Below are 22,290 nucleotides of genomic sequence, written 5' to 3' on the forward strand. Positions count from 1 at the left end.
ATCAATAACCACTTTTAATAACTAACTTTGAAAACGCTTTTACAGCTCTCGCTGCTATCGTTCGCCAGCTAATCGCCTGGTCACTTTGCCACGGAATTAGGTGGTCAACATCCCCGGAATATCAAACCATGATGCAGGAACTGCTGCGCAGCGTAAACGAAATAAAGAAAGATGTTAAAACACTAATTGACTAAGGGATGAAAGTACCAGCTTTAAAATCGGAAGAAACGTTCCCTGTTGAAAGTAATAGTGGAATGTTTTCCATAATCAAAATTATACCGTTGCCTGTAGATAAAGACGGCCCATTTGTCTATGAACTCTTTCGGAATGACGTCGGCTTTTTCTATATCCATGAGCCTGATCGATATGGGCTTGCTCCAAATACAGCCTCCAGTGAATGTTCTCAGGCAGATAGCCGCGGCCGAATCCTGTTTGACACAAACGGTTACTGGATCTATGATGGGAGCCATCTTGATATTTCAGAACAGGAGCAACTGGCAGCCTTTATAGCAAACTTCAATAGTCATCAGTCCATGAACAATCATAAAGACGACAGACTACGTTACTTATAATCCCTCTTTTTACAATGGAAGAATTTGTGATCACCCACCATGAAAAATATGATCTGCTGAGCTGCCCCAAAAGAAAGCTGGAAATACAGGTCATTCATACGGAAAAAATTCCTGAAAGCGTACCGGAATGGTGCTTACTGGCCTATGGTCGTTACCATACCGGACCTCATCAGGTCAATCCTATGGATGTTGAATTTATCACCGGATTCGGCGTTGTAGATCCGGAAAAAATAGAATATGAGCCTTACTTCAGGCATCAGCTCATCCGATATGCAATTGATTACTGGGCCTTTCACGAATTCAAGCGGGAATTTGATGAAATTACTTATTCTGACGGTTATCAAAAGATGTTTATTGATTCCATGTCTCTTGATCCGGCAAAGATGACACCCGAGCTCAGACTTTATTGTTCGAGGGATATTTCAGAGGAACTATTAGACTTTTTTATCTGGAAAGCAAAGCATTTACCGGTGATGCTGAATTAAGCCGAACGCCTTGCTCATTAATGATTGTGTGACGTGTGCTTAAGGAGTGATCTGTATGCTAATTGGTAGCCTGCAGCAATACTTAAAATTAACTGGTACACGGATTGGTATGCATGCTAAGTTATTCAAATAGGTTGGTAAAATCGGTAAGTGGTGGTTTACCAATCACTTGTACAAAAGCTGTAAAGGGATCAAAAGTCGATATATCTAATATTACTTAGTTTCTGTCTTTGTTGCAAATGATCTGAGGCAATAAATTCTTTTAAACTACTGCTCCACCCTCCCATTTCAGTAAACACCCTGCCATTTTGAAAAGGTATTGTAATATCTGAAAACTGTCGCGAATAATAATACGCTGATTTACAGATCTTAAAATCTCAATAAGGGAGCTGGCACTTCTTTGGCTAAACGATTTACAGGTGCCTATACTATTCAAGTTATGGCATGTGAAAATTTAACAAACCAAATCTCTTCAATCAAACAAAATGTTTATTGCCATTCTAGGAGTAGTCATACTCATTGCCGGAATTTTACTTAAAAATTCCCGCGAAGCTGCAAGCCGCTTCGGCCGTCTTGTAAGTACTATTGGTGCTGTTGTTATAGCTTTAGGGCTGTTTTTATCTATGTTTAAAGTTATCGAACCCGGAAAGGTAGGAGTGCAGGCACTTTTTGGAAAAGTACAAAATAATGTACTGGAGAGCGGGCTTCATTTCATCAACCCATTTGTTGATGTTACGATGTTCAGTATTCAAACACAAACCTATACGATGAGCGCAATCAGTAATGAGGGTCAGAAAGAAGGTGACGATGCAATTCGTGTCTTGTCTTCTGATGGCTTGGAAGTTACCATCGATCTGTCTGTACTTTATAAAGTTAACCCGGTCAAAGCACCGTATATCATGCAAAATATAGGGGAGGATTACATAGACAAAATTGTACGGCCTATTTCCCGCACGGTTATCAGGGATAACGCCGTAAATTACGCTGCGGTGGATCTTTACTCAGGCAAGCGTCAGGAGTTTCAGGATAAGATCAATCGCACCATAGCGGCTAATTTTGATAAGCGAGGATTGGAGATGCAGCAGATTTTGGTGCGTAATATCACTTTACCGGCTTCCGTGAGAGCGAGTATCGAATCCAAGATCAATGCAGAGCAAGATGCTCAAAAAATGCAGTTCGTACTGCAAAAGGAGAAGCAGGAAGCAGAACGTAAACGGGTTGAGGCCCAAGGTATTGCAGATTACCAAAAAATACTGTCAACCGGGCTATCAGATAAACAACTACAATACGAAGCTATTAAAGCCCAAAAGGAGATCGCATTATCACCTAATACTAAGGTCATAATCATGGGTGGCAAAGGGAACCCAATCATGCTTACGGACAAATAATAGCTATAATCAAGGATCAATAATTTTAAAAAAAAGGAACGAATTGGAAGCGAAAGAGAAATCGCAGACTACCGTGTTGGTGATCGACGATGAAAAAAAGTTAGCTGCGCTGATAACCCGGATTTTAGAACTTGAAGGTTTTCGGGTATTTCAGGCCCATACCGGGAAAGAAGGACTTAAATTGATCGGTGTTGAAGATATACATGTGGTCATCAGCGATGTTAAACTACCTGACGTAAGCGGTATTGACCTGGTTAGACAGATCAAAGAAAAAAAGCCTTATGTAGAGGTCATCAACTTAACAGCGTATGGTACGATCAGTGATGGAGTGAGAGCTATTAAAAATGGTGGTTTCGATTATATTACTAAAGGTGATGATAACGACAAGATCATTCCGCTGGTTTTCAAGGCTGCTGAAAAAGCAAAGCTACAGATGCGTATCTTAAACATGGAGGCCAGGTTAACCGAAAGGTATAGCTTCGCCAACATCCTGGGACGTTCTAAGCCTATCCGTGAGTCGATAGAAATGGCGAAAAGAGTATCAACTACTGATACGACCGTTTTGCTGTTAGGCGAAACAGGAACCGGAAAAGAAGTATTTGCGGGGGCCATCCACCAGGAGAGCCACCGACATGATCGGCCATTTGTAGCGGTCAACTGCAGCAGCTTCCCGCCTGACCTGTTGGAAAGTGAATTGTTTGGCTACAAGGCAGGTGCTTTCACCGGCGCTGTCAAAGATAAACGCGGGCTTTTTGAGGAGGCTGACCAGGGTACCATATTCCTGGATGAGGTGGGTGAGATGAGCATGGATCTGCAGGCAAAACTGTTGCGGGTACTAGAAAGCCGGACATTCATTAAGGTGGGCGATACCCAGACGACCAAAGTAAACGTGCGCATTATAGCGGCCACTAATCGCGACCTGCAAAAGGAAGCTGAAGAAGGGCATTTTCGACTGGACCTGTTTTACCGGCTATCGGTATTTACTTTAACTTTACCCTCCCTAAACGATCGTAAAGGGGACATTGAACTGATCGCCAGGTATTATTTGAAAGAATTTGCGGCAAAAGTAAACAAACGGGTCGATGGCTTTAGCGATGAATTTATTGAAGCACTGACCACGCACAACTGGAAAGGTAATATCCGGGAATTAAAAAATACCATAGAACGGGTTTTGATACTGGCGGACGAAACTGTGATTGGTGAAGAACTATTGCCTGTTGATTTCAGGCACCATACGACCTGGTCAGGGTCACTTGACCTGGAAACTATTGAGAAACAACACATTTTGAAGGTGCTAACCCATGTCCGTGGCAACAAGACTGAAGCGGCCCGCCTGCTTAACATTGGTTTAACAACACTATACCGCAAGCTTGATCAATATAAGCTAAATTAAAATGGTTACCCTTCTCTAATGAAAAAGACCCTTCCAAAATGGAAGGGTTTTTTTGTGCTCAAATATGTCGAATTATTTTAATAACCTGTATTTCAATAGGTTGTATTTTGATTTTGTCGATGGCACCTCAATTGAATATAGCTTATCAATTAAATAGAAAAGCTATGATCACCTTGTTACTATTCCTGGCCATACTCGTTTGCATGTGGCTAATTTACAAATCCGTCGACTGGTTCGAAAAAATCTAAAAAAACATGATCGCATTATTCATTATCTCCATTGCAGTTTTCATTTACATGATCTATGTACTGCTGAAACCCGAAAAATTTTAACTAACGAAAAATGAACTCAGAATTTTTAGGCATAGTAGCCTCTTTTTTGATCACCCTGCTCATTGCAATCCCGCTGGGCAGGTACCTGGCCAAGATGTTCGCAGGTGAGCGTGTTTGGACAGATTTTTTAAAACCGCTTGAAATCGGCATTTTTAAACTGGCAGGCATCCGCCCGGATGAGCCCATGGATTGGAAGCAGTTCCTGAAAGCAATGCTTACCATCAATTTATTATGGCTGGTATATGGCTTTTTTGTATTGATATACCAAGACAAATTACCTTTTAACCCCGATGGCAACCCGGGTATGACGCCAGACCTGGCATTTAATACTATTATCAGTTTTGTGGTAAACTGTAATTTACAGCATTACTCGGGCGAAAGTGGTCTTACCTATCTAACCCAACAATTTATAATCATGTTTTTGATGTTCACCAGTGCAGCTACGGGTATAGCCTGCGCAGTGGCATTGTTCAAAGCATTCCGTGATAAAACAACCACCAATTTGGGTAATTTCTGGGAATTTTTTGTAAAATCAATTACACGTTTATTATTGCCATTATCAATTGTTATGGCCCTGCTGCTTACATTCAATGGCACGCCTGCCAGTTATGAAGGCAAGGGTCAATTCATATCATTGCAAGGCGATACAGTTAATGTATCACGCGGCCCAGCCGCACAAATGATTGCCATTAAGCACATTGGTACTAATGGAGGTGGCTGGTTTGGTGCCAACTCGTCCCACCCGTTAGAAAATCCTAACTACTTTACCAATATGGTAGAGATCATCTCGCAGATGATCATCCCAATGGCTATGATACTTGCATTCGGCTATTTTATTCGTCGTAAAAAACTGGGATGGGTAATATTTGGTGTGATGATGGTCGGCATGTTCATGCTGATGATACCAACTATAAGCAGTGAATTGGGTGGCAATCCCAATATTGCCAAAATGGGCATACAACAGGCCTCCGGTGCCATGGAAGGCAAAGAAGTACGCATAGGCCCTATGGCTACCGGCTACTGGAGCACATTAACCACCATTGTATCTACAGGTTCTGTAAACGGCATGCATGACAGTACTATGCCGCTAACCGGCGCCTGGCAGCTGCTGGGTATGATGATCAACGGCTTCTTCGGCGGCTGCGGGGTTGGTATACTCAATTACTTCATCTATCTCATCATTGCTGTATTTATATCGGGGCTAATGGTTGGCCGTACACCGGAGTTCTTAGGCCATAAGGTAGAAGCACGGGAAGTGAAGATCGCCGCATTGATCACTTTATTAAGCCCTTTCCTTATTATGGCAGGTACTGCATTGGCCAGTTATGTTTTTGTTGCACATGGCAACGCCGATTGGGCTGTTAAGCCGTCTGCATGGTTAAATAACCCTGGTTATCACGGTTTTTCCGAAATGCTGTATGAGATGACCTCGGCCAATGCCAACAACGGCTCCGGTTTTGAAGGGCTTGGTGATAACAACATCTTTTGGAACGTTTCCACCGGCTTTTTATTAATTCTCGGTAGATTTTTACCCATCATAGGCCCCGTTGCTATTGCCGGTTTGCTGGCTAAGAAAAAGTTCATACCTGAATCTGCCGGTACGCTTAAAACAGACACCGTAACATTCGGCCTCATGACTTTTGCCGTTATCCTTGTCCTTAACGCATTATCCTATTTCCCTGCACTGGCCCTGGGTCCTATTGCAGAGTACTTTTCAATGCCTAAGTAATTAAACACATGAAATCTCAATCTAATAAATTATTTGAACCTGCCTTAGTGCAAACCGCGCTAAAAGAATCGTTCATCAAACTGAACCCCAAGGTAATGCTGCGTAACCCGGTTATGTTTACCGTGGAAGTGGGTACCGTTATTATGGCCTATATGACTTTCTATAGTCTTACACACACCGGTCAGGGTTCTTTTGCTTATAACTTAGTCATTTTTATTGTCCTGCTGCTTACGCTCTTGTTCGCCAACTTTGCCGAGGCTATTGCTGAAGCACGTGGCAAGGCACAGGCCGACAGTTTGCGTAAAACACGCGAAGAAACACCTGCTAATGTGTTAATGGCCGATGGTTCAATTGTACAGAAATCATCCAACGAACTTAGAAAAGGTGACTTTTTCGTTTGCGAGGCCGGAGATACTATCCCGACAGACGGAGAGATAGTTGAAGGTTTAGCCACCATAGATGAATCGGCCATTACCGGCGAATCTGCCCCTGTTATCCGTGAATCTGGTGGTGATAAATCATCCGTTACCGGTGGTACCAAAGTACTATCAGACAGGATCAAGGTAGTGGTAAGCACCGAACCCGGCGAAAGCTTCCTGGATAAAATGATCGCATTGGTAGAAGGCGCATCAAGGCAAAAAACACCTAATGAGATCGCCTTAACTATTTTGCTGGCCAGCTTTACCATAATCTTCATTATTGTTTGTGTTACCTTAAAGCCGTTCGCTAATTATGCCAACACGCCCATCACTATTGCGGCACTTATTTCCCTATTCGTTTGTTTGATACCTACTACGATAGGCGGTTTACTTTCGGCAATAGGTATTGCGGGAATGGACAGGGCTTTGAGGGCCAACGTGATCACCAAATCGGGTAAAGCGGTAGAAACTGCAGGTGACATTGACGTATTACTATTGGACAAAACCGGTACGATCACCATCGGTAACCGTAAAGCCACCCACTTTTGGCCTGCCATAGATGTAGCACCAGACGACTTGATCAAAGCCGCTGTATTGTCCTCTCTGGCAGATGAAACGCCCGAAGGAAAATCGATCATCGAACTGGCTTCGCAAAGTAAAGCCAACTTTTCTCAAAAAGCACCTGAAGGTTCTGAATTTATCAAGTTCACAGCAGAAACCCGTTCAAGCGGCATCAATACACCCGATGGCTTAGAAATCCGGAAAGGTGCTTTTGACTCTATGCGTAACCTGGCACATAAATCAGATAAGAAGGTTCCGCACGATGTTGAAGAACGAGTTAAAACGATCGCATCGAATGGTGGGACACCATTGGTTGTAGCTCAAAACGGACAAGTGCTTGGCACGATCGAATTACAGGATATCATCAAACCTGGTATTGCTGAACGTTTTGAACGCCTGCGTAAAATGGGTATCAAAACGGTAATGGTAACAGGAGACAACCCGCTTACCGCCAAATTTATAGCGCAAAAAGCTGGCGTAGATGATTTTATCGCTGAGGCTAAACCTGAGGATAAAATGAACTATATCAAACATGAGCAGGCTGAAGGCCGCTTGGTGGCGATGATGGGTGACGGTACCAACGATGCACCTGCACTTGCCCAGGCTGATGTAGGTGTGGCCATGAATAGCGGTACTCAGGCTGCCAAGGAAGCCGGTAACATGGTGGATCTGGACAATGACCCGACCAAGCTTATCGAGATCGTAGAGATCGGTAAACAGTTGCTGATCACCCGTGGTACGCTTACCACGTTCTCGATCGCCAATGACGTAGCCAAATATTTCGCGATCGTACCGGCATTGTTTATCGCCTCTATACCGGCCTTGCAGAGCATCAACATTATGCGCCTGCACAGCCCCGAAAGTGCTATCCTGTCTGCAGTAATCTTTAACGCGATCATCATTCCGTTACTGATCCCACTGGCGCTAAAAGGTGTAGAGTACAAGCCAATCGGTGCAAGCGCACTGTTACGCCGAAACCTGCTGATCTATGGTATAGGCGGCGTTATTGCTCCCTTTATCGGTATCAAAATTATTGATATCGTTATTGCCTTATTTATGTAATTGAAGTTAAAGTCATGAAAAAATACATCATACAATCCATCCGCTTAACAGTTGCCTTAACCTTGCTGCTTTGCGTAGTATACCCTTTATTGGTTGCCTTTATTGGTAAGCTTTCTACCGGAAAAGGTAACGGCGAAACCATCTCTGTAAACGGAAAAATAGTAGGTTACGCGGCTCTTGGTCAAAAATTCGATCAGCCAAAATATTTTTGGGGCAGGCCATCGGCCGTTGATTATAACGCTGCCGGCTCGGCCGGTTCTAACAAAGGCCCTACTAACCCCGACTATTTGAAACAGGTAAGTGATCGTGTTGATACCTTATTGAAGTACCATCCATATTTAAAGAAAACAGATATACCGGCAGATATGGTGACCGCATCGGGAAGTGGTCTTGATCCGGATATTTCGGCCGCCGCCGCAGCAATCCAAGTTCGCCGTATAGCTCAAAACCGCGGATTGTCTGTAGAGCAGGTAACCAAACTGGTAGAAGAGCATACTGAAAAACCTTTGGCAGGTATGTTTGGCCCAGGAAAGGTGAATGTCCTTAAATTAAATGTAGCGCTCGACGCACTCAAAAAATAATACCCTACATCTATCTATACTTCCGAGCGCGACGGTGAAACCGTTGCGCTTACTAATCTATTTAAACAAATGAAAAAATTTCTATTGGGCGCGGCCCTTATTGGCTGTGCTTTGGCTACGAAAGCGCAGGACACCGTTAAAAAAGCAAGTAATTTGACCATAACCGGTTATGCGGAACTGTACTACGGGTTTGACTTCAATCGCCCGGTTGATAACAACCGTCCCGGCTTCGTTTATTCTCACAACCGCCACAATGAAGTGAATCTGAATTTGGGTTTCATCAAGGCTAACTATGATAATGGAACCGTACGGGCAAATTTGGCCCTGATGGCAGGTACCTATGCTAATGCAAACCTTGCCGCCGAACAAGGTGTGTTAAAAAACGTTTTTGAAGCAAATGCTGGCTTTAAGTTATCAAAAACAGCCAACCTATGGGTTGATGGTGGTATTTTTGCTTCACATATTGGTTTTGAAAGCGCCATATCTAAAGACTGCTGGGTGCTTACCCGTAATATTTCATCTGAAAATACGCCTTACTATGAATCAGGTGCAAAGCTGACCTATATCACGAACGATGGTAAATTAACGCTTACCGGTTTGTACCTGAACGGCTGGCAACGGATTAACCGCCAGAACGGTAACAGCAAACCCGCCGGAGGTCTGCAAGTCTATTATAAACCAACAGACAAGATCACGCTGAATTACAGTAATTATTTAGGCACCGAGGGTGCGGATACCGTACGGGTACGTCGTTTCTACCATAACTTTTATGGAATATTCCAAATAACGAATGCTTTCGGACTGACAGCTGGTTTTGATTATGGTACACAACAAAAGGAAAAAGGCAGCGATGAAACCAACCACATCATTTCCCCTGTTGCCATTGCACGCTACCAGTTTGCAGGCAAATGGGCGGTGGCTGGCCGGGTAGAGTATTATCAGGATAAGGATGGAGCGATCATTGCCACCGGTACACCTAACGGCTTCAGGACAACCGGATATTCCTTGAACCTGGATTATGCCCCGGTTAGTAATGCGCTGATCAGGCTAGAGGGAAAAGTTTACGATAGCAAGGATGACATATTTGTTAAACAGGGAAGCCTGGTCAACACCAATCCGCTCATCACAGCAAGTTTTGCAGTCTCATTTTAACATAATAAGTGATTTAACAAGGGTGGGTGTGAACCTACCCTTGTTTGTATTTTGATGGAGGGAAGAAGCCAATTATGCCAGAGGAAGAACACAAAGACGGGTCGGTAAAAGACTTCCTTGAGCTGGTGAAACGCTCAAGACGAGGAAAACTGAAGGTTTATATCGGTATGAGCGCAGGTGTGGGTAAAACCTACCGTATGCTACAGGAAGCTCACGCACTGCTTAAAAATGGGATCGATATACAGATCGGCTATATTGAAACGCATATGCGTGCGGAAACTCATGCCTTGCTGGCCGGTCTTCCTGTTATTGTACGACGAAAAACCTTTTATAAAGGTAAAGAACTGGAAGAACTGGATGTGCAAACGGTGATCAACCGACACCCGGAGGTCGTTATCGTGGATGAATTGGCGCATACTAACATTGAAGGAAGTAAGAATTCAAAAAGGTGGCAGGATGTAATGGACATCCTGGAGGCGGGGATCAGTGTTATTACCGCGGTCAATATCCAGCATTTGGAAAGTTTGAACGAGGATGTAGAAAAGATTACGGGTATCCTGATCACAGAGCGTATCCCCGACAAGATCTTAGACATTGCAGACGAGATCGTTAATATTGACTTAACCGCAGATGAATTGATAGAGAGGCTCAAAGAAGGCAAGATCTATGAAAAGGCGAAAATTGAACGGGCGCTCAGTAATTTTTTCCGCAACGAAAAGATTCTGCAACTGCGTGAACTGGCCCTGAAGGAGGTAGCTCACCACCTGGAACGCAAGATCGATATCGAAGTACCCAAGCAGATCAAGCTCCGGCCCGAAAAATTCCTTGCCTGTATATCTTCGAATGCAGAGACAGCAAAGGTAGTTATCCGGAAGACCGCAAGGCTTGCTTCCTACTACCGTTCTCCCTGGATCGTGCTTTACGTGCAAAGCAGCAATGAAAGCATGGACAGGATCAAATTAGACAAACAGCGCTTTCTGATCAACAATTTCAAATTGGCCACAGAACTTGGTGCCGAGGTACTTAAAATGAAAAGTGATCAAATTACCCAAACCATTATGCAGGTAGCGCGGGAAAGAGAGGTCACCACCATATGCATCGGTAAACCACATTTAAGCCTTTTCCAGGTGATCATCAAAACCGCCATTTTCAACGAACTGCTCAAAAACTTATCCGCCACAGAAACTGACTTAGTTATATTGTCATGAAAATAAAAACCAAACTCCGCCTGGGATTCGGCTTTCTTTTTGTCGTTGTCCTATTATTTGGCGGCATATCCCTTTATTATATCCAGCAAATATCCGGAAGTTCAAAAGTGATCCTGAAGGATAATTATGAGACCCTGAATTATACGCGCGATATGCGTACGATAATGGATGACAATGATCTTCCATTGAGCACTGATGCGCTTGCAAAATTTGAAAGACAACTGGTCAAAGAAGAACATAATATCACCGAAAAAGGTGAAATGGAAGCGGTAGCCAGCCTGCGAAAAGTTTTCGATCAATTAAAGCTACCGGGGTCGGGTATCGGAGATCAACGCCTGTTGGAACGCAAGATCAGGTTGCACCTGCGTGAGATCGAAAGACTGAATATGAAGGCTATTGTTCGTAAACATGAACTGGCGAACAATGCAGTAAATAAGGCGACGCTGATCCTCGGTTTTGCAGCAACATTTACTTTTTTAGTCTTATTTAGCTTTAGTGTCAACTTTCCGGGATTCATCGCTAATCCGCTCAAAGGGTTACTTGAAGGGATACAGGAGATCAGTCAGCGTAATTATAACAAGCGGCTGAACTTTCAACAGAATGATGAATTTGCCCATGTGGCATCGGCATTCAATTCGATGGCTGAGCGATTGAACGAGTGGGAAAACAGCAATCTGGCCACTGTTTTGTCTGAAAAGCGCCGCATCGAGGCGATCATTGAACAGATGCAGGATGCGATCATCGGTGTGGATGCAGACGGGGAGATCCTGTTCACGAATGATGCTGCACGAAAAACTTTAAGTATCACACAAGAAAAAGTGATTGGTACCAAAGCAGATGACATTGCAAAAAGTAATGACCTGTTCCGTTCTATCCTTGACAAGGATCAAAAAATATTAAAACCTTTCAAGATTGTACTTGACGGCAGGGAGTCATATTTTGAGTTGCAGACCAGGGATATATCGGTGCCTAACCTGGATAGCCAGCAAGGTGCGATCCGCACCGCCGCCAAGTCTGCCGGAAAGGTTTATATCTTAACGAATATAACCACATTCAAGGAAAGGGATGAAGCGAAGACCAATTTCATTGCAACCATTTCTCACGAGCTAAAAACCCCGATCTCTTCCATCAGGTTGAGTTTGAAATTACTGAATGACCAGCGGGTCGGTGCTATCAACCCCGAACAGCGGCAACTCGTAGATCACATCAGTGAGGATGCCAGCAGGTTATTAAAGATCACCAGTGAACTTTTAGAACTTTCGCAGGTGGAGACCGGCAATATACAGCTTAACTACATACCTGCCGAACCTGAGCAGATCGTTAAATATGCCGTTGATTCTGTAAAATTCCAGGCGGAGCAAAAAGAAGTTAAATTGGAAGTGATCACGGCTCCCGGTCTTCCGAAGGTTCAGGTGGACGTAGAGAAAACAGCCTGGGTATTGGTTAATTTCCTTTCCAACGCCTTGCGTTACAGTTCAGAAAAGTCGAGGGTCGTTATTCAGCTGGCCAAGCGCGGAGGATTTGTCGAGTTTTCGGTGAAAGATTTTGGTAAAGGAATCGACGAGCAGTTTCAAAAACGATTATTTGATCGCTATTTCCAGGTGCCCACTGATGGACAGAATAAATCCGGTTCCGGGTTAGGGCTGGCTATCTCCAAAGATTTTATAGAAGTGCAGCAAGGCAAAATAGGCGTGGAAAGTGCATTGGGAGAAGGAAGCCGTTTTTATTTCCAGTTACCTGCATCAGAGGCATAGATATTATGGATGTAAAAGATCTGTTTGATGAGAACGACCGGATAAGGATCGATTCTGATGAGAAGCTGGAAGTTTATATGGAAGCTCACTATGACCGTTTTCATAATTTGTTGTTGTGGGCGAATGTGGCTATTCTCATTAATTTTGTGATGATCATCGTGAGAACCATTAATCTTTATAAAGGTGATGACCCGACGGCGTTGACTTCACTCAAAATTATCTTTGCAGTAATTTTTGGAGCCTTTGCCGGATTTTTAGTTTGGCAATGGAGAGCGGGTGTTACATTGGGGCCACCCGAATGGGGACGCATCAAGACCTTACTGCAATACAAAGTGGGAATTATGGAAAAGCAGATCGGGCTGATTATTGGTTATATTACAGCTTATACGCTTATTTTAGTAGCAGGCTATGCCTTTTATGAAACCACAGAATTGGTACCTGTGCAGAAGGTCATCGATATTAACTCACCCGTGACCCTGGTCATGTACTTGATGGGTTCCTATTCCCTCTATCAATGCTTCAACCGTCGCCAAAAACTTTTGACTGGAATTAATGCGATGGACGAGGAGGATATCTAGGTATGATTATAGGTCAGATCCGCTTTAAGTTTAATGGTGGCCGATTAGTGAACAGGAGTGGATATTTTTCTAAAACGACGTTGCTGGCATCTAATCCATAGTTTACATCATCAGAGACACCGATCCCTTTCAAATTGTAATAACTTTTAATCAGCAAAGCTTTCCAGAACGGCAGATCATTGTCGAAAGAAAGATAGGAATTGATGATGACAAATTTATAGTCTCCGATTTCATTGGCAGCAAAGTGCATGATCGGTGTTTTGTCCAACTGCAGTTCACCGCTGGCGAGCAGCTCCTGTGCGATCATCCTGAAAAACAAGTCCACCCTTGGCTGTACCCGGAAGCCCAGCTTTAGGTTGACGTGATAAACGTCATTTGTCGACAAGGGAGTGACCGAATATTGCAGCGTGTAGGGCTCATCGGCAATATCTACATGGAAAAACCAATAGACATCTGCCTTTTTAATTGGATTGGCGAAAATCGACCTGATGGTCTTATCTTCGACTTCATTCGGTTCACTGGAGGCGGTCAGATAGATCAGGTTGGTCGCATAACTGCTGATTTGTTCCTGATGACTAAGTTCAACCAATTTAGCAAGGTCGCCGTTATCGAGCTCGCGAAAAGAAACCATACTTTTCTGCTGTAACCTTCCGCTCCTCCACACCAGCATTATGCCGGTAAGCAATGCACCAACGACCAGCATGATCCAGCCACCTTCTTTAATCTTTTGCAGGTTAGCGATCAGGAAAGAAAATTCGACCGACAAAAAAATGATGGCCACCAAAACAACCAGCACCATCGGGCGACGTTTTGCGCGAAGCCAAAGCGCGATCAGAATAGTGGTCGTCAGCATGGTTAAGGTGACAGATAACCCAAATGCAGCTTCCATCTTGCTCGATTCCTTAAAGTAAAGGACCATACCTATACAACAGACCATCAACGCCCAGTTAAAGAAAGGAATGTACAGTTGACCGCGTATCGTTCCAGGGAATATGATGCGGTGCCTTGGCCAAAATCCCAAGTGAATGGCTTCATTAGCCAAAGTAAAACAACCGGTGATCAGGGCCTGGCTTGCAATAATGGTAGCACAGGTCGCCAGTATTACAGCGGGTAAATAAATAGCCTTTGGTACGATATTATAAAACGGACTCAGGTCATTGGCCTGACCTGCAGATAGCAGCCATGCGGTTTGTCCTGCATAGCATAAGATCAGCGCCACCTTGATGTAGATCCAGCTGACCCTGATATTGTTTCTGCCCACGTGCCCCATATCACTGTACATGGCTTCGGCACCGGTTGTACAAAGAAACACACCACCAAGAAGCCAAAAGCCGTGAGGATAATGAACTAAAAGCTGATAAGCATAGCCCGGATTAAATGCCCTTAACACAGACGGATTATGGACAAGCGATAGGATGCCTATTGCGCCAATGAAGGTGAACCAAATCACCATCACCGGCCCGAAAAATTTACCGATCTGTTGTGTGCCGAATTGCTGGATTGCAAAGAGCCCGATGATAATAGCAATGACAATAGGTACGGTATTGATCTCTGGGTAGATCGCCCGCATGCCCTCTACAGCAGATGCAACTGAGATAGGCGGAGTGATAATGCCATCGGCAATGAGAAAAGAACCGCCTATAATAGCCAGAACGATGAGCCACCTTCCGTAATAACGTTTAATTAGTGCAAAAAGCGAAAATATACCACCCTCTCCTTTGTTATCAGCCTGTAAGGTAATAACGATATATTTTAAGGTGGTTTGAAGGGTAAGCGTCCAGATCACGCAGCTTAAAACGCCCAGGGCTTTCATCTCATTGATAACCTCGCCAGGATGGAATAATGCGTTATACGTATACAAGGGAGAGGTGCCAATATCGCCGAAAACGATACCGATAGCGATCAGCATTCCGGCCGCTTTGATTTTCTGATGGAAAGCCTGTGAATTGGTCTGTACGTCCATGTAATATACCCGATATATGAACTCAAATGTAAGCCTAAAGTTCAGCAAAATCACGATCGGTTCATCTTGAAAAAATGCCTTTCAAAACAGCAGGTTATTTTCGGAATAGTTAAAACTGAAAAAATGCAAGTCGCTGTACATCAGTATTAAAGTCACTTTAGGCATGGTTTTTAATATGCACTCACAATACTGTGTATAGCTCCTGAAAAATAAAAGCCAGTGAAACATACATTAATTTAAAAGATAAATATTTCTATAAAATCATGAATATTTTAATTAAAAGCGCGTACCGTAAGACCAGAACGTCGATCGTTAACAATGTAAGCCTATATAGCCATGCATAAACCAGCGAAAGAAGATCCTGATCCAAATAAGCAGATTACGCTAAACGGTAACCGCCTGACGCTGGAAAAGATAGGTGGAACTTCCATGAGCGCGCTGAATGATGTGATCAATAACATCATTCTTTACGGCCGTGATGAGCATTCAATGTATAACAGGGTGTTCGTAGTATCTGCGTTTGCAGGCGTAACGGATTTGCTGCTGGAAAACAAAAGAACCGGCACACCCGGTGTTTATCACCGGATTAAAAAATACCAGGATTTCCATCAGTCATTAAAAAAACTGGTGGTGGCCTTAAAGGCGATCAATAAAAGGTACGAGAGCCTTGGTCTTGATCTGGAAGCTGCAAACAATTATTTAGAAGAGCGCATCTGCCGTGCCCGTAAATATTTAGAGAATCTCGCTAATATTCTTTCATCGGGTTATGTGAGTAAGGATGGAATCTTACAGGCGGCAAGAGAGATATTAGCTTCAATCGGTGAAACCCATTCCGCTTACAATCTGGTTAATATTCTCCAGCAAAAGGGGATCAATGCACAGCTTATCGATCTGAGCGGCTTTGACGACCACCGGTCTTTTACAATAGACCAGCGTATCAAAAATGCATTCAAGCATGTAAATTTCAGTGACAGGGTCTGTGTCGTGACCGGCTATGCTAAAGGCACAGAGGGCATCATGCGAGAGTTCGACCGCGGGTATTCAGAAGTGACCTTTAGCAAAATCGCACAAATTTTAAAACCGAGGGAGGCCATTATCCATAAGGAATACCACCTATCCACGGCAGATCCCATGATAGTCGGCAAGGAAAACTGCTGCGCAGTTGGCTTTACCAACTACGATATTGCCGATCAATTGGCTGATGTTGGAATGGAGGCTATTCATCCAAAGGCATCAAAACCATTGGAGATCGGAAATATAGACCTTCGAATAAAAAACACATTTGAACCTTCCCATCCAGGTACGCTAATTACCAGAGATTATGTCAGCGAGCATAAGCGCGTTGAAATTATCACCGGTACAGATAAACTGCTTATCATTGATGTTTATGATCCTAATATGGTTGGGGCCGTCGGAAGCGATCTGCATATTATGCAGGTTTTTTCAGATCATCATATCAGCTATACCTTTAAGGCAACAAGCGCCAACAGTATTTCTACAGTGATATGGGAAAAAGATTACAGCAAAAAACTTTTGCATGATCTTGCCGACCGGTTTGAAAAGGTTACGGTAGAGCCAACCGCTATGGTTTGCCTGCTTGGCTCCAATATGGACCGGCCCGGCTTGCTGGCAAAAAGCGCTGCTGCACTTGCTGCTGAGGGTATCAATATCAAAAGTGCTGGTTTTGCGCTACGAAAAGTCAATATACAATTTTTAGTGGCCAGGGAAAGTTATCGCCGGGCGGTGATCGCGCTGAGCAGCGTAATGGGAGAAAACAGATCAGATGTAGTCTATGAAAAACAAGCTTAAACGAACCGAATTATCCCTGAAGCACCTGAACGAGCTAAAAGAAATCATTCGAACCGAAAAGTGCCCATTGACCTGTTTTCCTGATACAGACCCGGAAAAAAAGAATATCAATAACTTTCTTACCTGGCTTCGGCTACAATGTTATAAGTTGGATTATCGGTTGCTTTATTATGACGTGACGGTCTGCTGCACCTTTATACTTTTTTTATTCGTGTCTTTACGCTTTAATACGCTCATTGTGAAAAATGCTTGGTTTTCCGGGGTCACAATCTTCCTGTTGGTTTTTTCCTGCATCGTATTTATCGGTGTTCACTTACTTGATCATCGTAAACAGAAATCGGAAGAAGGCAGTGGTCTTGAAAATAAGCATTGGGAGAATTACCGACTCAGTCTAATGCGTGGCACTGTAATGATCAAAGTTTACCTGTTTATTTTGATTCTTTGTTCATTTTTATTCTGGTACCATGAGAGCGTTCAACAGATTCACATTTTGGGCTGGCTTTTTCCGGTCACAGGTTTACTTTTTGCTTATGGTATCATGCTGCTCGGTAGAACTATTTTGGACAAAAAACAAACCGAGGTTTACATAAGAAAGGCTAAAGCCTGTCTTGATGATGATACTAAATCCGCAAGCTTTATTGAGTCAACGACTTCATAATGGCTCCAAAGATCAAAACCACAACCAATGCGAAGATCAACAGGTGTACAGTGGTCAACTTCATGCGAACTCGTGCGAGTCTTTTTAGGTGAGCCCTCTGTGCTTGTGCTGAACGGGATCTGTTTTGAATCTGAATATTCATAACTATGTTTTCTATATTGTTATCCAACATAATGCCTATTAATAATTTTCTAAATATGGTACTGGAAATCAATGAATTAAAATCTCGTTATGATATGTAAATCTGAAACACCTTACCATTATGGTAAGGTGTTTTCAATAATGACAAAATGCTTGGAAGCATTTAATACCCTTTTATTTGCACAAACCTTTCAAGCAGAGAAGCCTAAATATTAGCTGCTATATCAAGCTTTCGCCGTTTTGCGGAGCACCATGCTGCGGAAAAGCCTGAAATAATAGAAGCGGTTAAGATGCCGTATTTTGTCTTTTTGATTTGATCCGGATCTTGAATGCCAAAGAAGTGATTAATGATGACATCGTGAAGCCAATTCCAGCAAACATGGCAATGCCTCTTATGTGACTCCATGTTGCTCCTTCAGGAAGTGAAGGTATTTTATGTTTTACCATTAACCAAGTAAACGAAAACACGGCGACGAATTTTGCCAAGACAAGTCCGGCAATTGCCCCAAGTCTTACAGCGCTGATATGTTTGCTTCAAAAAAATCATGACCTATTTCAATGCCAAAATTAGCGAGTGGAAACGCAGAATAACGAAAGCTAACAACATTAACCAATCTAAGAATCATCTTACAAGTAAGTGATGACAAAACCGACACATTGATAGATGAAATTTTCATAGACGGATTAAATTGCCCACATAATAAAGCCCAAAATGCCGGCTATGGTGGGTTGCTATGTATAAAAACCCTGCTTTAATACTAAATCGGTAAGATATTCACTCCCAAGCCCGATTGCCACCCATATCTCGCCGCTGTATAGATGAATCGAATGATTTCCACCTGTAACTAAGTTGTTCCTATTTGAAGGTATGCACGACGATTAATTGTGATACGGAATATTTAACAATTAGTCGCTATCTTGTTTGATTCTAGTATAACAGAATTCTTCCTGATTACTTAAGTTACACTAACTTAGGGTAGAGATGTTGATCATATGATGATGTTTAGTAAGAAAGGTTTAATCTTATTGCTAAAGTTTAAAATCAACAATCTTAACACCGCGGAGCTCAAAACAAAAAATCGTCATTATATCAAAGCTCGACTGTCTGGCATAAAGCCTGCGCAAATTTCCTTAAGCACAGTTTTTCTTAGGTATGTTTGAACTTTTCTTCAATTTATCAGAAATTGATATTATGCAGGTTTTTGATCTCTGCCATCACGAAAGTGCTGTGGGTACTGCCAATGCTATCAACCGAGCCTAATTTATTGAATACAAAATCCTGGTAGTGCTTCATATCTTTCGCAAATACTTTAAGGAGGAAATCGTATTCGCCAGAAATGTTATAACATTCTATAACCTCATCAATCTTCATAATGTCGGTAACGAAATGATGACCAATTTTTCGGTCATGCTGTTTGAGCTTTATGTTGCAAAAAACAATGAACCCCTGGCTGAATTTTGCAGGGTCAAGTAAAGCGATATATTTTTTGATATACCCGTTGTTTTCCAGCCGTCGCACCCGTTGCAATACCGGCGTTGGCGACAGGTTGACCTGAGATGCTAACTGTTTAATAGTATGACTGGAATCCTTCCCCAATATTTTTAAAAGCAGCAGATCGGTCTCATCAAGTTCTTCCATAGTATAAAACGCTCTTATGGGATCAAAATTAATCAGCCAAAAGCGAATTTCACTAAAATTATCAAACTTTAAGGTGATTATATCTTATTAATCGAAGAATGTAGTTATTAATTTATGTAAAAATAACTTTGCCAGAGTATATAACTGGTCGCAGTAGATTAAGTTCTTTACATATTTCATTGATCAAATTAGGTTTTACTTAGCTGTGAATTAGTAGGGAACCGTGTGTAAATCACGGACTGTCGCGCAACTGTAAGTAACTTAACCAAGGGTTTTATCCAAGTGTTCCACTGCCATAAGGCGGGAAGGACGATAAAAGCCGTTACAAGTCAGGATACCTGCCTAATTTGAATTGACAATGCTTTCGCGATAAGAAGCTTAGGTCAGATTAATGTATATCATACGGATTCTCAAAAACCGATGAGGTTTATTGTGTCCTGTTCGCATGTACGCATATCTCTCGCCCCTTTGTTTCGATACATAGCATATTGGAATTGAAAAGAACTTTTACGATGACGATTAACCATTTAAAAAGTTGAAAACATGCTAACACAAAACCTCGGCTACCCACGTATCGGTGGCCAACGACAACTCAAAAAAGCTTGCGAACAGTATTGGGCGGGAAAGATTAACCTGAGCGAACTGAACGACGTTGCCCGTAAGATCAAAGAAGAGAACTGGCAGACTCAGGCAGATGCCGGTATAGACCTCATTCCCTGTAATGATTTTAGCTTTTACGACCAGGTGCTCGACACCAGCCTGGTCCTCGGCGTGATCCCTCAACGCTATGCACCGGTATTATCGCTAGTAAAGACCAACAGCGAAATTGATCTATACTTTGCAATGGCCCGCGGTTATCAAAAAGACGGTTTGGATATTACTGCTATGGAAATGACTAAGTGGCTGGATACCAATTACCATTATATCGTACCCGAATTCACCGCTAAACAGGAATTCAGAATATTCTCTGAGAAGATCTTTGCTGAATACAGTATTGCCAAACAACAATTGGGCGCTAAAGCCAAACCTGTATTATTAGGTCCTGTAAGTTATTTGTTGCTGGGTAAAGAGAAAGAGGAAGGATTTGAACGCATAGACCTTGTTAAAAACTTAGTACCTGTTTACATAGAGATCATTAACCGCCTGAAGCAACAGGGTGCAACATGGATACAATTAGACGAGCCCTGCCTGGCGCTTGACCTTTCGAAAAAGGATAAGGAAGCATTTGACTATGCGTACCGTGCCATTGCTAACCGCGTAAGTGGTATCAAGCTATTGGTGGCTACCTATTTTGAGGGATTGCTGGATAATACGCAATTAGCTGTTAATCTTCCCGTTACAGCGTTGCATATCGACCTCATACGTGCGCCGGAACAATTGGAGGAAGTACTGTCCCTTATCCCGGACAATTTACAGCTTTCGTTAGGTGTCGTTGACGGTCGTAATGTTTGGAAAAACGATTACGAAAAGTCGTTGCAACACATTAGCAAAGCTGTTGAAAAATTGGGTATTGATAGGGTTATTATAGCTCCGTCATGTTCGTTGCTTCATAGCCCTATAAATATCGAAGTAGAAACAACCATTGACCCTGAGATTAAAGATTGGTTGGCTTTTGCCGAACAGAAACTGAACGAGGTAGCCGAACTAAAACAGATCATAGCAGGCAACCTCAAATTATTAAATGCCAATAAAACGTCCATTGAAGGACGCCGTGCATCACAAAAAGTTCATAAACAAACAATAAAAGAACGTGTTGCAGCTATCACCGAAGCAGATGCTACCCGCAGTAGTGCGTTTCCAATCCGTCAGCAATTACAACATAAACGTTTTAACCTGCCTTCGTTTCCTACAACTACCATTGGCTCATTCCCGCAAACAGACGATATCCGTCAACTGCGTGCCAAATTTAAAAAAGGCGAACTTACTTTGGAGCAATACGAATCAGCAATTGAACAAGCTACCGTCGAATCGATCCGCTGGCAGGAAGAGATTGGTTTGGATGTATTAGTGCACGGTGAATTTGAGCGTAACGATATGGTGGAATATTTTGGCGAGCAGCTCGATGGTTTTCTGTTCACTAAATATGGCTGGGTACAAAGCTACGGTAGCCGATGCGTTAAGCCGCCGGTGATCTATGGCGACGTTAGCCGTCCTCAGAATATGACCGTGCGCTGGAGCACCTTTGCTGCTGGCCAAACCGACAGACCTATGAAAGGTATGCTAACCGGGCCTGTGACTATTCTGCAATGGTCCTTCGTACGCGACGATCAGCCACGAGATGTGACCACTAACCAAATTGCCCTGGCCATTCATGATGAAGTATTGGCATTAGAAGCAGCCGGTATCGGCATGGTTCAAATTGACGAGGCCGCTATTCGTGAAGGATTGCCTTTGCGTAAAGCAAAACGTCTGCATTACCTGGATTGGGCGGTAAAAGCATTCCGCATAACGGCAAGTGGTGTAAAAGATGAAACACAAGTTCATACCCACATGTGCTACAGCGAGTTTAACGACATCATTGAGCATATTGCAGCCATGGATGCGGATGTGATTACTATCGAAACCTCACGTTCACAAATGGAACTATTGCATGCCTTCGCTCACTTTGAATATCCTAATGAGATAGGCCCAGGCGTATATGACATTCATTCTCCACGAGTACCAACCACTGAAGAGATGGTAGCGCTGCTTACCAAAGCGGCAGATCTGTTACCAGCCCGGCATTTATGGGTAAACCCTGATTGCGGCCTGAAAACCCGTAAATGGCCGGAGACTAAAGCGGCTTTGGAGAACATGGTTGCGGCGGCCCGGCAAGCCAGGAAGCAAATTAGCACAGAAAGCGTAATTTGATGATAAAGTGCGGGTG

Annotated in this window: 18 protein-coding genes and 1 riboswitch; of the genes, 15 read left to right on the forward strand and 3 right to left on the reverse strand. The window is 43.1% G+C overall.

The annotated features are described in order from the left end of the window. Positions 1–197 precede the first annotated feature (197 nt). The 12 genes from IEV61_RS20005 (at position 198) to IEV61_RS20060 (ending at position 13,214) form a co-directional block, all read left to right on the forward strand. Positions 198–572 (forward strand): hypothetical protein, encoded by a 375-nt coding sequence (locus IEV61_RS20005; protein WP_188418844.1) that lies wholly within the window; start codon positions 198–200, stop codon positions 570–572. Between the two features lie 14 nt (positions 573–586). After that, the gene (locus IEV61_RS20010) at positions 587–1,057 is read left to right on the forward strand and encodes a hypothetical protein (RefSeq protein ID WP_188418845.1); all 471 of its coding nucleotides are present in this window, start codon (positions 587–589) and stop codon (positions 1,055–1,057) included. A 485-nt stretch (positions 1,058–1,542) separates the two neighbouring features. Further along, complete coding sequence (locus IEV61_RS20015) at positions 1,543–2,445, forward strand: prohibitin family protein (RefSeq protein WP_188418846.1); 903 nt, start codon at positions 1,543–1,545, stop codon at positions 2,443–2,445. 43 nt (positions 2,446–2,488) lie between these two features. Further along, positions 2,489–3,838 (forward strand): sigma-54-dependent transcriptional regulator, encoded by a 1,350-nt coding sequence (locus tag IEV61_RS20020; protein ID WP_188418847.1) that lies wholly within the window; start codon positions 2,489–2,491, stop codon positions 3,836–3,838. A gap of 254 nt (positions 3,839–4,092) precedes the next feature. Then, complete coding sequence (kdpF, locus tag IEV61_RS20820) at positions 4,093–4,170, forward strand: K(+)-transporting ATPase subunit F (RefSeq protein ID WP_157540818.1); 78 nt, start codon at positions 4,093–4,095, stop codon at positions 4,168–4,170. A gap of 10 nt (positions 4,171–4,180) precedes the next feature. Next, entirely contained in the window at positions 4,181–5,899 is a 1,719-nt protein-coding gene (gene kdpA / locus IEV61_RS20030; protein ID WP_188418848.1) for a potassium-transporting ATPase subunit KdpA, read from the forward strand. A gap of 8 nt (positions 5,900–5,907) precedes the next feature. Further along, positions 5,908–7,941: a potassium-transporting ATPase subunit KdpB gene (kdpB, locus tag IEV61_RS20035; RefSeq protein WP_188418849.1), complete on the forward strand. Its 2,034-nt coding sequence runs from the start codon at positions 5,908–5,910 to the stop codon at positions 7,939–7,941. 14 nt (positions 7,942–7,955) lie between these two features. Beyond that, the gene (locus IEV61_RS20040; RefSeq protein WP_188418850.1) at positions 7,956–8,522 is read left to right on the forward strand and encodes a K(+)-transporting ATPase subunit C; all 567 of its coding nucleotides are present in this window, start codon (positions 7,956–7,958) and stop codon (positions 8,520–8,522) included. Between the two features lie 69 nt (positions 8,523–8,591). Continuing rightward, the gene (locus IEV61_RS20045) at positions 8,592–9,674 is read left to right on the forward strand and encodes a porin (RefSeq protein ID WP_188418851.1); all 1,083 of its coding nucleotides are present in this window, start codon (positions 8,592–8,594) and stop codon (positions 9,672–9,674) included. A gap of 74 nt (positions 9,675–9,748) precedes the next feature. After that, positions 9,749–10,882 (forward strand): sensor protein KdpD, encoded by a 1,134-nt coding sequence (locus IEV61_RS20050; RefSeq protein WP_188418852.1) that lies wholly within the window; start codon positions 9,749–9,751, stop codon positions 10,880–10,882. Beyond that, positions 10,879–12,636, forward strand: a complete 1,758-nt coding sequence (locus IEV61_RS20055) for a sensor histidine kinase (protein ID WP_188418854.1) — start codon at positions 10,879–10,881, stop codon at positions 12,634–12,636. The genes IEV61_RS20050 and IEV61_RS20055 overlap by 4 nt, the downstream gene beginning before the upstream one ends. Positions 12,637–12,641: 5 nt before the next feature. After that, positions 12,642–13,214 (forward strand): hypothetical protein, encoded by a 573-nt coding sequence (locus IEV61_RS20060; protein ID WP_188418856.1) that lies wholly within the window; start codon positions 12,642–12,644, stop codon positions 13,212–13,214. 13 nt (positions 13,215–13,227) lie between these two features. Here IEV61_RS20060 and IEV61_RS20065 read toward each other — a convergent pair whose 3' ends face one another. After that, positions 13,228–15,177 (reverse strand): KUP/HAK/KT family potassium transporter, encoded by a 1,950-nt coding sequence (locus tag IEV61_RS20065; protein WP_188418858.1) that lies wholly within the window; start codon positions 15,175–15,177, stop codon positions 13,228–13,230. Between the two features lie 336 nt (positions 15,178–15,513). Here IEV61_RS20065 and IEV61_RS20070 point away from each other — a divergent pair, with 336 nt between their 5' ends. Next, positions 15,514–16,986, forward strand: a complete 1,473-nt coding sequence (locus IEV61_RS20070; protein WP_188418860.1) for an aspartate kinase — start codon at positions 15,514–15,516, stop codon at positions 16,984–16,986. Beyond that, positions 16,970–17,644, forward strand: coding sequence for a hypothetical protein (locus IEV61_RS20075; protein ID WP_188418862.1), 675 nt, complete (start codon positions 16,970–16,972; stop codon positions 17,642–17,644). Before IEV61_RS20070 ends, IEV61_RS20075 begins: the two co-directional genes overlap by 17 nt. Positions 17,645–18,070: 426 nt before the next feature. Here the strand turns inward: IEV61_RS20075 and IEV61_RS20825 are convergent, their stop codons facing one another. Together IEV61_RS20825 and IEV61_RS20085 are read right to left on the reverse strand one after the other, a co-directional pair. Further along, positions 18,071–18,310, reverse strand: a complete 240-nt coding sequence (locus tag IEV61_RS20825) for a Na+/H+ antiporter NhaA (protein WP_373867859.1) — start codon at positions 18,308–18,310, stop codon at positions 18,071–18,073. Between the two features lie 652 nt (positions 18,311–18,962). Then, the gene (locus tag IEV61_RS20085; RefSeq protein WP_188418866.1) at positions 18,963–19,424 is read right to left on the reverse strand and encodes an Lrp/AsnC family transcriptional regulator; all 462 of its coding nucleotides are present in this window, start codon (positions 19,422–19,424) and stop codon (positions 18,963–18,965) included. A gap of 173 nt (positions 19,425–19,597) precedes the next feature. Next, positions 19,598–19,784: riboswitch (cobalamin riboswitch) on the forward strand. Between the two features lie 183 nt (positions 19,785–19,967). Here IEV61_RS20085 and metE point away from each other — a divergent pair. Continuing rightward, entirely contained in the window at positions 19,968–22,274 is a 2,307-nt protein-coding gene (gene metE, locus IEV61_RS20090; protein WP_188418868.1) for a 5-methyltetrahydropteroyltriglutamate--homocysteine S-methyltransferase, read from the forward strand. Positions 22,275–22,290: the final 16 nt, after the last annotated feature.

The organism is Mucilaginibacter galii (genome assembly GCF_014635825.1).
Lineage (GTDB): Bacteria > Bacteroidota > Bacteroidia > Sphingobacteriales > Sphingobacteriaceae > Mucilaginibacter > Mucilaginibacter galii.